The organism is Bradyrhizobium sp. USDA 3364, assembly GCF_054056355.1.
In genome coordinates this window covers 212,862-225,091 of the sequence record NZ_JBSRYG010000002.1, presented here as the reverse complement: position 1 = coordinate 225,091, position 12,230 = coordinate 212,862, and the positions used below count along the sequence as shown (strand labels likewise).

The following is a 12,230-nucleotide window of genomic DNA, read 5'->3' as shown; positions in this document are numbered from 1 at the left end:
GTTGCCGCATCAGGCCATGACAGGGGAGATTTATGCTGCTGAAAATTCTGGACCGGCTCGAGGAAATCATCATCGCGAGCCTGATGGGCGCCGCGACGCTCTTGACCTTCATCACGGTCGTGCACCGCTTCCTGGTCGACGTTCCCTTTCTCTATCCGTACCTGTTCGGCATCAATCTCGCCTGGTCGCAGGAACTCTGCATCTACATGTTCATCTGGATGGCGAAGTTCGGCGCTGCCTATGGCGTGCGCACGGGCATCCATGTCGGCGTCGACGTCCTGATCAACCGCCTCAATGACACCTGGCGCAAGCGCACCATCACCTTCGGCCTGCTCGGCGGCGCGCTGTTCACCGCGATCGTCGGCACCATGGGCGCCAAGTTCGTGTTCGAGTTGATGCACACCGACCAAGTCTCGCCCGACATGGAGATCCCGAGCTGGATCGTCTACGCCTGCATCCCGCTCGGCTCCTATCTGATGTGCTTCCGCTTCCTGCAGGTGTGCTGGAACTACTGGTGGACCGACGACCTGCCGCACCATGACGCCTCCCATGTCGATGGCGTCGAGACCAGCAAGACCGCGCCCGTCGCGCTTGGAGAAGCGTGATGAGCGCCGCACTGATCTTCGGACTGCTGTTTGCTCTGATGCTGACGGGCATGCCGATCTCGATTTCGCTCGGCCTGACCGTGCTCACCTTCCTGTTCACCATGACCGAGGTGCCGATCGAGAGCGTCGGCCTGAAGCTGTTTTCGGGCCTCGACAATTTCGGCATCATGGCGATCCCGTTCTTCATCCTGGCCGGCACCTTCCTGACCCGCGGCGGCGTCGCGCGGCGCATGATCGCGTTCACGACATCATTGGTCGGGCATCTGCCCGGCGGCCTTGGCCTTGCCGGCGTCGCGGCCTGCGCGATGTTCGCGGCGATCTCGGGCTCGAGCGTCGCCACCGTGGTCGCGATCGGCTCGATCATGATGCCGGCGATGGTCGATCACGGTTATCCGAAGCGGTTCGGCGTCGGCGTGATCTCGACGTCGGGTGCGCTCGGCATTCTGGTGCCGCCCTCGATCATCCTGGTGCTCTACGGCGTCTCCACCAACACCTCGATCGGCGCGCTGTTCATGGCCGGCATCGTGCCGGGCGTGCTGCTCGCGCTGATGCTGGCCGCGGTGACCTTCTTCGTCGCGCAGCGCAACGGCTATCCGAAGATGCCGCGCGCGACCATCGCCCAGCAGTTCAAGGCGTTCCGCGAAAGCATCTGGGGCCTCTTGCTGATCGCGATCGTGCTCGGCGGCATCTATGGCGGCATCTTCACGCCGACCGAAGCCGCCGCGGTCGCCGCGACCTACGCCTTCTTCATCACCGTGTTCGTCTACAAGGAGCTGAAGCTCTCCGAGGTGCCGAAGGTGCTGCTGCAGGCGGCGAGCATGAGCTCGATGCTGCTCTACATCATCACCAACGCGGTGCTGTTCTCGTTCCTGATGACGCATGAGCAGATCCCGCAGGAGATGGCGGCCTGGATCATCGACAAGAACTTCTCGGTGTGGATGTTCCTGCTGGTCGTCAACGTCATCCTGCTGCTCGCCGGCAACGTGATGGACCCGTCGTCGATCCTCCTGATCATGGCGCCGATCCTGTTTCCGCTGGCGACCAAGCTCGGCGTGCATCCGGTGCATCTCGGCATCCTGATGATCGTCAACACCGAGGTCGGGCTGTGCCATCCGCCGGTCGGTCTCAATCTCTATATCGCGAGCAGTATCGCCAAGATGGGCATCAGCGAGATCACGATCGCGGTGTTGCCGTGGCTGTGCGCGATGCTGGTGTTCCTCGGCCTGATCACCTACGTGCCGGAGATCTCGCTGTGGCTGCCGCGACTGCTGGGAATGATTTAGCGACAACCGGAAATCCAAGGCGCGAGATCGCGCCTTGGATGTTTCTGGCCGGCAATGAACCTGATTACATCTTGGTAAGAGAGGTCTCCCTGTCAAATCTGTAAGTTGAAGGCATCGGGCGAGCGCATCATCCTCAGACAACCCTTGAAGGAGGTTTGCATGAAGAAAGTTCTGCTCGCCGGTATCGCGGCGCTCACGATAGCCGGTTCGACCGCGGTCTATGCCCAGCATCGTCCCTGGTTCCACGGCCACATGCGGATGAGCCCCGAGGACCGGGCCGCCTTCCTCGACGCGCGGATCGCAGCTGTCCACGCCGGGCTGAAGCTTACTGCCGATCAGGAAAAGCTGTGGCCGCCGGTCGACGCCGCGGTGCGCGACTTCGCCAAGATGCGGATGGATCGCGCCAATGCGCGGATGGCCGCGGAGAAGACCGATGGCGACAAGGCGCAGAAGCCGGATGATCCGGTCGCCCGCCTGCGCGAGCGCGCCGACAACATGGCGGCGACCGCGACCTCGCTGAAGAAGATCGCCGATGCCGCCGATCCGCTCTACAAGACGCTCGACGACAACCAGAAGCGGCGGCTCACCATGCTCACCCATATGGAAGGCCGCGGCTTCGGTGCCGAGGGCTGGCGCCGCCATCGCCTCGAGCGCGGCATGGACCGCTGGGAGCGCGGCGGCCGCGACCACCATTTCGACCGCGACGACGGTCCGGATCAGGAGCGCTCGGGCAGGCTCTGAGCGCCGCCCGCCGGCAGCCTCGCCAAGCCCATGAAAGGCCGCCGGAATCCGGCGGCCATTCGGCTGCCGGAAGGACGCGTAAAAGTCGGGAAAACTTGCGCCAGCTTGCTGGACATCGCGGAATCGCTTTGCTAAACGACGGCCTCTCTTGCGAGGGTCATTTCCGGACAAGTTCCGGGCGCATAGCTCAGTTGGTAGAGCAGCTGACTCTTAATCAGCGGGTCCCAGGTTCGAGCCCTGGTGCGCCCACCAATCCTTTCAAGAACTTAGCTGGATGACGGGATGTCGTTCTGACATTTCGTCAGCTGCTCATTCTGACAAATTCCCCCGTTCCGTTCTCGCGTTCAGCCTCTTTCGAGCGCCGATCCTACGTTGTGTGTCGGTCTCCTTGGCGTACCGAAGTAGTGCCGCCGTGGTCTTGTGGCCGCCGAGGGCGCGCATCTGCGCGTCGGTCAAACCGGAATCACTTGCGTCCGTATGGCCACCGTGCCGGAAGCTGGTGAACGTGATCTGGTCGGGCAGCCCTGCGGCGCGGCAGATTCGCCTGACCTCCGCCTGGACGTAGCGCATCGGATTGCGGCCGCCGGTCAGCCAGGGCAGGTGGACCTTCTTGCGAGGATCTGGCTGGTCGCGCATCACGACGAGCGTGCCGGTGCGGCTCGCGCGCTCGAGCCGGGCGAACATTTCCGGCCACAAACAGGTGCCGTCGCTGTCGAACAGAGGAACAGGCACCTTTTCGGTTTTCCTGTTCTTGTGATGCCAGACCAGAACGCGATCGGGTTGATCAGCTGGTCTGTAATCCGACCATGCGAACCGGCCGAAGATATCCTCTTCGCGCGGCAGCCAATAAAACGCGATCATGGCAGCCGTGCCGAGCGACGGTCGGCCATCGGCGTCAGCCGCCTCCACGAATGTGGTGAGATGCTGCCGCGTCGCCGAGATATTCTTCTTGGGCTCATACTCGATTTCGACGCCCTTGAATGGATTGGCCGCGGGCAGGATGGCGGGGTGCTTGCGGTAGGCGACATCCCACGCCCGTTTGCAGACGGTCATCGAGAGCAGGGCGCTGCGATGGCGTGGCGAGCCGTCGCTGGCGATCATCAGCTTCTCATAAAGCAGGTCGACGGCGCCCGAGCTAATGCTCTTGACGGAGAGCGAACCAAAGCGCCGACCATCTTTCAGAGCGTAATCGGCAACGTCGCGGAGCGCTCGATCGTAGCTGTCTCGCGTTCGCGCCGGCAGCTTGGTGTATTTTTTGTCGGCTCGATATGCGGCGACAGCCCAGTCAAACGATCCGACGAGCGCGCGATCGATGACGTCCGGATCGGTTTCGCCGCCGGTTCTCCAGCTGTCGAACAGGGGATTCAGGTAATCGTCGCAACGCGCCTTCGCGGCGGCATAGTCTGTTCCGAGTTTTTCGCTGGTGAGCGGGCAACCGCGCTTGCGTGCCCAGCTCGGCGCATTCCAATAGTAGCGCACGATCCCGTTGGAAGGCCTCGCCTCCATGTATTTGGGCCATCCGAGGGGCTTGCGCTTGCGCATCAGATCAACGCTACTGCGTCCTCCACAATATCGGCGCCGGCGATCGCCAGGCCGTGACGATTTGCGATGACCTGGTCGAGCTTCGCACGATGCCACTTCGGCGAGCATTTCGCCTGACGGCTTGATGCCGGGGGATAGATCCCGAGCTGAACTTTTGCGAGGAAAGCCTCAACGCTCGGCTCATCACAATATGCCGCTGCCGTTGCCGCGCGCATCTCGAGGGGCCACGCGCCCTGGCTGATTTCCGCAGGTCGCCCGCGCGTCATTGCCACCGCTCCTCCCGAAGCGACGTAATCTTTTCCTCATATTCGGCAACCGCCTTTTCGACGTCTGCACGAGCAGATCCAGCGGCGGAGATCATCATCTTTTTCATGCGAGGGAAAACGTGATCGAAGATCGGCCACGCGCGAATCTGGATCGCGGTCTCCTCGTGCGGGCTATCGGCGCCGACCCACCTGCTGCCGTGGAAAGTCAACGTCATGGTGCCGGGATAAAACGAGGTACCAGCGCGATCGTGCAGCATCGCGCCGTATGGACCGGCATAGGGCGCCAGCGCCGCGAAGGCGGCTTTTGGTGGCATGCCGACGTTCTTGATCAGAGATCCTGCTGCGCGCAGGAGCATGAGATCGCGAAGCTGAAAGTGAGTGGGGCGGCCGCGGCCACGCATTTTGTGCGGAAATGGATTATATCGCTTGAGGTAGTTCGCGAGCTCGGCATCGGAGAACAGGCCGACGATCTCGGCGGCTTCAGCCGACGTAAAGCTCCAACCCTCGATATCGACGTAGCCCATTGACAAAATCCAATTCGGTCACAGTGACTAATTGATAGGACAATGTGACCGAACCTGCAAGGGAGGCATGGGGGGTTAGCTGGGGATTTTCCACTGCATCCGGACGCCCCGTGCGTCATGCCGATATGGCTCTCGAGTTCAAGGAATTCTCCGCGCTCAATCTCGCCGACCTGGCGCGCGAGATGGCTTGTGGCAGCTATGTCGAGGGCGCGCCGCACCAGTTCCGTCATGGTCTCATGCTCTCCAGGTTGGCCGGGACATCCCTCCCCACGAGCCCGATCGACGCTGGCCGTGCCGACGTTGAGCATCGCAGCGGCCGCTCTCGCGGAAATTCCATCAATTGATGGAATATGCGGCTCGACCGGATCATCCCGGCGCGAAGCTCCTTAGAAAACCATTTTCGGCAGCCCTGGCTGCTGGCAAGGGCTAAATCATTGAACGCCAAGGTGCCGGCGCGCTCGAGCAATCAGGTCCTCGTATTTTCGCAGATCGGCCAGCTCCGCGCTCCCCAGCCCGATCGAGCAGCGGCGCATATTTTGCTCCGTGCAGCAGGATCACCTCCGAAACCAGCTTGATCGCGCCGAGTAGGCGATCGAGGCTGCGCAGATTCTGCGCAGCCTCGACTCGGACGGCCGGTCATGTGCGTCACAACCAGCATCGCGGCAAGGGTGTCCAAATTGAGATACCCTCGTCTTGCGAGGTTTAGACTAGTTCACGAGCCGCCGTCGGCTCGCGATAGACGTCGCCCTCCCACGCGCCGGCGAGATCGCGGCTGCCGATCAGGTCTCCGACCAGGCTTAAGATGAATTTGGAGTCCATGGTGTCGCTCAACTCGTCCAGGGCGTCGCCCTGCCAAAGTACGTTGAACAGCACTACAGCCTTTGCGCGGAGTCCCTCGATGGTCGTGGCTTGCAGCTCCAGCATTTCTTCCTGAAGGGATGAAAGCTGCTCAAGGAGAGCTTCGGATTTTTCTTGTAGCCTCGGTATCCCGAGCTTCCGCTGCAGCTTGGCATCTCTGCGCTCCCAGTGTTCGAGCGCTCGCTCCCAACGTTCGAGCGCGGCCATCAATTCGTCAGCCCGCGCCTGCTGTTTGGTGTCCCGCACTCGCGTCCAGAAGCGAGCCGCTTCGGACGCAGGCCCCCTGTTCGCATGGTCCCAGGCGTGGCTCTCCTCGCGCTGCCAATCTTCGTCGGTACCGACGAATTCCCACCGCATCAGCGGGTTGTCGCGGAGCTGCTCGATGTCGCTATTCAGGCACCAGACGCGCCCGGGAGGTCCGAGCGGGACATCATCGCCCCTGTCGTAAGTTACTGGATCACCAGGCTGCCAAATCAGCGCTGCCGGGCGCATGGGCTTCCGTTCCGGCGTGTAGGCTTGCTGGGCCTCATTTTCCTGCTCGACAGCTGCGTCGTAGAGTGCCTGGATCTCTGCGATCCGCGGGGCGAGCTCAAGGAGTCGCCGGTCGGCATTGGTGACGCTCGCCGAATGGGCGATCGACGAAGTAGCAACGATCGGAAGCGTGGCAACTGAACGCATAACAACTCTCCTGGTTACGCCCGACACGGACTGTGCGGGTGCGCAAATTTGCGCACCCGATGCGACGTTCTTTTGATGTGCCATGGATGGGTTCTCGGTTTCGGCTTTCTAGGGCCGCAGCCGGTGGCGGACCGGCAGCCGGGAGCTAGAAACCAGCCGAGAGACTGGCGGCGACGCTTTTAAGGGTTTCCCCTCTGGACATGGCGCGGCCCTCCCGGCCATATTGGCCAGGTCGAGGCGCACGCCAATGCGCCACCACTTCAGCCGCCGTCATCCCGACGCCAATCGGGACGCATGCTGACCAGGCATGGTGCGGCTATATCTCGGTCCGGGTTTCTAGGCCCACGGACAGATTCGTTGATTTGCAGCCGATTGCCAAGCCCCTCCGGGGAGGCTTTCGCGCGCAAAGTCTCACGTGAGACTTTGGGTTTTGTGACCCACCAGAACAGACGTTCCGGGAAAGTGGGTCAATCAGAGGCGAATTGTGAAGCGATTTCAGCGAGCGACCCGCCGCGGTGCCGATCCACGGCGGATTCGAAGGTCCCGGATTGTTCTCCGAACCAGCGCCTTCTAGAGTTGTGGGGGAGGAGATTGAACGTGGACATGCGTGCAGAATGGACCGTCGCCCTTCAGCGCTGGGCTGCGAACAACGACAACGTCAGCGAGCTATGGCTGTTCGGAAGCCGCACGAAGGGGACTGCAAGCGCGACGAGCGATATCGATATTGCGCTGCGCCTGATGCCAGCCGACGGCAAGCACGATTGGGCACTCGGCATTTTGACCCGTCCTGGTCGGTTCGACCGCACCATGACCCGAAGGGCATGATCGCTCTTTGCCAGCCGCACCATTCTCAGGCTGATGCGGGCGCCTTCACCACCGCGCAGCTCCGCGAAATGAAGCGACCGCGCCCGGCCGGCGTTCGCAGGGGTGTGTTTAACTGGAAGCGGGAAAGTACGACCGTTAGAATTGGCGGTGGCAGTTTCTTCAGTGTCGAGACACGGTTCTTCGCGTCGTGAGTTGGGACGTTATCTGGTTCACCCGGTCGAGTGACGGGTATGATTTAATCAATTTCGATCTCTTCGACCGAGACGGATGGCCAATCTTCCAAATGCGCGACAACGACTGGATCGTATTTCCGCGCTATTCCGACCTAGAGGCTCCGCCCTCCGGCCGCCGTCTACAAATCAGATCGCGCGATAATGAGGTGGCGCTCGATCTGGAGTTCCGGGCGGCTGGAGAAAGCGGCGCAACGTGCGAGATCTCCGGCAAACTCGTTTGGCCTCGGCAGTTCTCGTTCGATGCCAGGGGCATACATTTGCCCGGTGGTAACACGATCTCCGGCAGCACCGCATATGCAGTTCCGGTGGCCGTCCATCTCTTCGGCAACCCGCTGCCGATGCCACCGATGCCGCTGATCCCGTGAGCGGACCGGGCTGGGCTCACAGCCCACCGCCGCCGACGCCGCCGAGCGCCGGCGCAGCCGCATCAGGGCTGCTCTTGCCCGTCGAACCGGGCCCGGAGGTATTGAGCTGGCCTGCCAGCTTGATTGCCTGCTTGGCCTCCTGGACGATGCTGAGGAGTTCCGAGCCGGCCTCGACGATCAGCTTCGCCTCGCCGTGCACCTCGGCAGATCCGGTCAGCGTGGCGGTGACCTGGCCGCGATCGTTGCCGACGCCCGTGCCATAGGTCATGGTGGGCGTCAGCTCGGGCGCGGCGTAACTGTCGCCACCAATTCCCCAACGGCGATCATCTTCGAGGAAGCGGTCCCGGTAGGCTTGCCGAATGGTTTCGCCGTGCCGGCGCCTGCGCTTCGCAGTTTCGGGATCGCTCGGCGCCCACCAGGTGCCGCGGCCTTGGTCGCCGCCCGTTAACCACCATGCGCCGGCGGCCGCCGCGCTCGGCACGAGCAAAGGCAACGGAATCGCGCGCGCACCTGCGGCCCAGATGCTGGCGCGCGCGCCGGTACCGACGCCGGCGCCCGTGGCGACGGCCGCAGGCACTGCAGCGGCGTTGGCGACCTTGCCGCCCAGCGCGGCAGCCGACAGTTCGGCCGCCGCAGCTGATAGCGCGCCCGCCGAGGTATCGAGCGCGACAGCTGACGCAGGCAGCCCGAAACCCGTCGTGAGGTTGTAGAGCAGGCTTCCGGTCGCGAGCGCACCGCCGCCAAAGCCCGCCGCCAACGCGCCGCCGCCGATCCATTTGGCAGCCTCCGGGTGCTCCTTCTGAAAGCTCGCCAGGCTCTCGCCCCAAGAGCCGAACGACGACGCAAGGCCCGACAGCACGCCGGCGGCATCCTGCATCACCGGACTGGTCAACGTGCCGCTGAAATTGGCGAGCGAGGTCGTCAGCGAATTCAGCGCAACGAACGGATCTGACTGGTTATTGCCGGTGGCGCTGAGCCCCTGCGCCTTATCGTAGAGCTGGGCGTGGTTCTGAAAACTTTGTCGCTGCGTGATCAGCTTCGACACAAGGTCCGCAGCGCGGCCGCTCGGGAACATGCGCCGCACCTGCGCGATCTGCGCATCCTGATCGGTGATTCCCGCCTTCTCGAGCGCAGGCAACAGGTGCTCATAGACGTAGCGGTCGGGATCGGTCTGCGCCAGCCGCGCTCCGGCGACGTGCCGGCCGGGCTTCATGCCCTTGATCTCGCCGGTCTTGGTGGTCTCGAAATCATCCTTGTTAGCGAGCCCGAGGTTGACGAATTCCTTGGCCGCCGAATGCAGATTGCCCTGGAAGCCGCCGGTGATCTGCTTGACGAACTGGTCGATCGAGACGCCGGTGGTCGAGCCGCCGAGCTCCTGCGCCAGCGACATTGCGGACGTGTTCAGGAAACGATCCGACAACGTCGAGCCCGACGCCTTGGTGTACTTCGCGAACTCGTAGATCTGTTCGGGAGTGATGGTCTTGCCCATCACCTGCTGCGCCTTGATGAAGCTGTCGAGGTAATGCTCGAACTTTGCAGGATCCTGCGCGCGGCCGAGCACCTCGGCGCCCTTGAACGCGAAGCCCAGACCTTCAGCCATATGGCCGCTGCGATCGAGCGCATTGACCGCGGAGTTCGCCTTGATCGCGGTCGGCAGCAGCTCGTGCGCTTCCTCGGGATGCAGCACGATCGAGCGCAGCTCCTTGAACCGCACGCGCAGCGCCGTATCTGTCGATCGCCGCCATCTGCTTCTGCACGCTGTCCATCGACTTCGCGAGACGGTCGACCGCTGCTGACGCTTTCGCCGATTTGGCGATGTTCTCGACCTTCTTCGCGATCTTGTCGAAGACGGCGCCGGTCTTGTCCTCGGCGGAGATGACGGCTTTGGCTTCGATGATCTTGGCCATGATGAAATCCTTAACCGACCATGCCGTAGAGATTGCCTCCGGGGGATGGCGCGGTGATTGTGATGCCGCTATTGCCACCGCAGTCGAAGCTATTCGACGCGGTCGGAGATCCCGTGCAAGAAATGCCGACCAGGGCGCAATAGGTGCCGATCGATCCACTGTGCGTGAGAGAGGCGGCCGATCCCACGCTGGAAGGCTGGATCAGAATTTGCGAGCTGGACGTGCCCGCGCAGTTCATCGCGGTGATCGTATTGGTACCGGATGTTGGGAGCGAAATGTAGTTCGGCGGACTGACCGAAAGCGTTCCGATCGTGTTGGCCCCCGAGATCGTCAGGCCACCGCCGCTGGTCCCCGCGCTAACCGATATCGTCCCATAGGTGAGGCCGCCACCGGTTAAGGTTCTCGCTCCATTACCGGCGAACACGATCGTTGCGGATGACCCGATGAACGTGAGATTAGTCGTTGTTCCCGCGTTCCACACCCCGTTCCCGTTGATCGTGTAGGTTGCAGAACCAAGCTTGATCGTGCGCGCACCGCTGCCGCTGATGTTGAACGTCTGGGACGTGTTGCTGCATGTGACGTTGTTGTTGTTGACGCTGTTGTCCCATGTTCCGGTGAACGCTCCCATAGCGATCGCCTGAAGCGTGATGGTGCCGCCGAAGTTGAGCGTTACCGTGCCGCCGCCGCTCAAAGCGTCGAAGGTCACGAAGTCGGCCGAACCAGGGACCGACTGCCCGCCGGTGCCGTTGCTCGAGGCCGCCCAATTGGTGGTGGTCGATGAATCCCATGTTCCGGTGCCGCCGACCCAGAACCGCGACGCGTTGTGGACGGTCAGCCCATCGACGATGTAGGAGTGGTCGCCGGAGATGTCGAACCGGTACCAGATCAGCGAGTGATCCTCGACCGGTTCGACGCTCGCGATCCGGACCGCGTTGTCCGCGTCGTCATAGATCTCGTCGCCAACGACGAGGTCACGCGCGTGGCAGACATTGATGCCGTTGCGCCAGACGCTCTGCTCCCGGAACAGCAGCAGCGAGCCGTTGATCCGATACCAGGTGAACGGTGGCACCTCGTCCTCGACCTGCCACCAGCGGCACCATTCGGCGTAGTCGACAGGCTCGATATTTTCGATGGCGTTGACAATCGGCGTACCGGTCGAGAGATCGAAGGCGCAGACATCATCGCCGTTTGCCAGGGCAACCGGGCTCTTGTATCCGTCCGGCGTTAGAATCAAGGTCATGTTCATGGCCCCGGCGTGAACGAGCGGATTGCCGAGGCGGCCCGTGCCTTCACGGCAGCATAGTCAACCGAGTTGACGTACCAGAACGTCGCGAGCGCTGGCATTACAGCCCTCCGAGAGCAAGCCGCGCGTGCACGAGCCCGTCACGCTTCGGACCAGGCAATGAGCTCGCCAGGCCGAGCACGGCGCGAGGATCCGCGTCAGCGCGGCGTATGACCTGGAAGGTCGCCGCGCTGACCGCCGCCTCCTCATGGCGCTCGGCCTCGAGCAGATCAGCAAACAGCGTCTTGAATTGCTCGCCGCGCGCATCGTCGGTTAGCGCGTGGCCGTCGTCGGCGATCGCGTCGATCCGGCTTTCGGCAAGCGCGATCAGCTGATCCTTCAGCAGCAGCGCGACCAGGCAGAACCCGTCAGGGATCTTCACGTCCGCCTCGCGCATCAGCCGGATGTTCCGCATCGGCCAATCGATCTCACGGTCAATGTGCTCGATCACGGCGTCAAATCCCGGCTCGCCACGCTGCGCGAGCGCCTCGATCCGCTGCCGCACCTGCTCCTTCACGACACTGGACGGATATGGCGCAGCGTCGGCACGGCGGATATCGGCCTGCAGCTCGCGAATGCGCCGCCGGCGCTGCTCGATCACCTCGGACGTGACGTCGCGCAGCTTGCCAAGGGTCCCGGCATACTCGCCTATCACGATCGCTGGCGGCAGGGCGCTCAGCCAGGCGCCGATCGAGGCCTGGACAGTGCTGATGGCGTTGCGACGTGCGTTGTAAAGTTGCTGACGTTCGTCGAGCTGCCGGCGTTCTTCAGTCAGCGCGGCGAACTCGTTCTCAAGGGCCTTGATCTCGGCTTCGCTGGAACGCGGCGGTGCTGTCGACACAATCTCGCCGGTCCGCAGCAAGGAACTGGATCTTTCGGCTGCCACCAGCTTTTCGGTCATGTTGAGTTCGATGGCCGAAACACGGCGACCCATCTGCGAATTTTGCCGCAAATCCAACAATTGAGGTTCGATCTGCTGGAGGCGCAATCTGATACGCGGAAATCGCTCGGTGATGTCGCGGCTGAGCACCCAGACTTCCTCTCGCTCCTGGTCGAGCGCCAACCACTTTGCCCGCGCGCGCTCCGGCAGTCGGTTCAGCAATTCCCGCGAAATGTCCATG

13 protein-coding genes and 1 tRNA gene are annotated in these 12,230 nt (G+C 62.7%); 7 read left to right on the top strand and 7 right to left on the bottom strand.

The annotated features are described in order from the left end of the window. Positions 1–32 precede the first annotated feature (32 nt). From ACVILL_RS01345 to ACVILL_RS01330, 4 genes are all read left to right on the top strand, one after another. Positions 33–605 (top strand): TRAP transporter small permease, encoded by a 573-nt coding sequence (locus tag ACVILL_RS01345; protein ID WP_456727489.1) that lies wholly within the window; start codon positions 33–35, stop codon positions 603–605. Next, complete coding sequence (locus tag ACVILL_RS01340) at positions 605–1,888, top strand: TRAP transporter large permease (protein WP_050419290.1); 1,284 nt, start codon at positions 605–607, stop codon at positions 1,886–1,888. The genes ACVILL_RS01345 and ACVILL_RS01340 overlap by 1 nt, the downstream gene beginning before the upstream one ends. Before the next feature lie 159 nt (positions 1,889–2,047). Beyond that, positions 2,048–2,629: a Spy/CpxP family protein refolding chaperone gene (locus ACVILL_RS01335; RefSeq protein WP_456727488.1), complete on the top strand. Its 582-nt coding sequence runs from the start codon at positions 2,048–2,050 to the stop codon at positions 2,627–2,629. A gap of 176 nt (positions 2,630–2,805) precedes the next feature. Beyond that, positions 2,806–2,881, top strand: a tRNA-Lys gene (locus tag ACVILL_RS01330). Between the two features lie 57 nt (positions 2,882–2,938). Here ACVILL_RS01330 and ACVILL_RS01325 read toward each other — a convergent pair. The 3 genes from ACVILL_RS01325 to ACVILL_RS01315 are packed head-to-tail and all read right to left on the bottom strand — an operon-like array spanning position 2,939 to position 4,961. Then, positions 2,939–4,171 (bottom strand): hypothetical protein, encoded by a 1,233-nt coding sequence (locus ACVILL_RS01325; RefSeq protein ID WP_456727487.1) that lies wholly within the window; start codon positions 4,169–4,171, stop codon positions 2,939–2,941. Beyond that, positions 4,171–4,437 (bottom strand): hypothetical protein, encoded by a 267-nt coding sequence (locus tag ACVILL_RS01320; protein WP_456727486.1) that lies wholly within the window; start codon positions 4,435–4,437, stop codon positions 4,171–4,173. Before ACVILL_RS01320 ends, ACVILL_RS01325 begins: the two co-directional genes overlap by 1 nt. After that, complete coding sequence (locus tag ACVILL_RS01315) at positions 4,434–4,961, bottom strand: hypothetical protein (RefSeq protein WP_456727485.1); 528 nt, start codon at positions 4,959–4,961, stop codon at positions 4,434–4,436. The genes ACVILL_RS01320 and ACVILL_RS01315 overlap by 4 nt, the downstream gene beginning before the upstream one ends. Positions 4,962–5,071: 110 nt before the next feature. On the opposite strand from ACVILL_RS01315, the gene ACVILL_RS01310 reads away from it, so the two are divergent. Continuing rightward, positions 5,072–5,305, top strand: coding sequence for a hypothetical protein (locus ACVILL_RS01310; protein WP_456727484.1), 234 nt, complete (start codon positions 5,072–5,074; stop codon positions 5,303–5,305). 358 nt (positions 5,306–5,663) lie between these two features. On the opposite strand, the gene ACVILL_RS01305 is transcribed toward ACVILL_RS01310, so the two are convergent. Then, complete coding sequence (locus tag ACVILL_RS01305) at positions 5,664–6,497, bottom strand: hypothetical protein (RefSeq protein WP_456727483.1); 834 nt, start codon at positions 6,495–6,497, stop codon at positions 5,664–5,666. Between the two features lie 603 nt (positions 6,498–7,100). Here ACVILL_RS01305 and ACVILL_RS01300 point away from each other — a divergent pair. Next, a complete protein-coding gene (locus tag ACVILL_RS01300; RefSeq protein ID WP_456734138.1) occupies positions 7,101–7,322 on the top strand; it encodes a nucleotidyltransferase family protein in 222 nt (73 codons plus the stop codon). Between the two features lie 187 nt (positions 7,323–7,509). Further along, entirely contained in the window at positions 7,510–7,920 is a 411-nt protein-coding gene (locus tag ACVILL_RS01295; protein WP_456727482.1) for a hypothetical protein, read from the top strand. 16 nt (positions 7,921–7,936) lie between these two features. Here ACVILL_RS01295 and ACVILL_RS01290 read toward each other — a convergent pair whose 3' ends face one another. From ACVILL_RS01290 to ACVILL_RS01280, 3 genes are all read right to left on the bottom strand, one after another. After that, on the bottom strand, positions 7,937–9,634 hold the full coding sequence (locus tag ACVILL_RS01290) for a hypothetical protein (RefSeq protein WP_456727481.1): 1,698 nt from the start codon (positions 9,632–9,634) through the stop codon (positions 7,937–7,939). Between the two features lie 203 nt (positions 9,635–9,837). Next, positions 9,838–11,073 carry a hypothetical protein gene (locus ACVILL_RS01285; RefSeq protein WP_456727480.1) on the bottom strand — a complete coding sequence of 412 codons (1,236 nt, stop codon included), beginning with the start codon at positions 11,071–11,073 and terminating at the stop codon, positions 9,838–9,840. Positions 11,074–11,170: 97 nt separating this feature from the next. Next, a complete protein-coding gene (locus ACVILL_RS01280) occupies positions 11,171–12,229 on the bottom strand; it encodes a hypothetical protein (protein ID WP_456727479.1) in 1,059 nt (352 codons plus the stop codon). Between the last annotated feature and the right edge of the window lies 1 nt (position 12,230).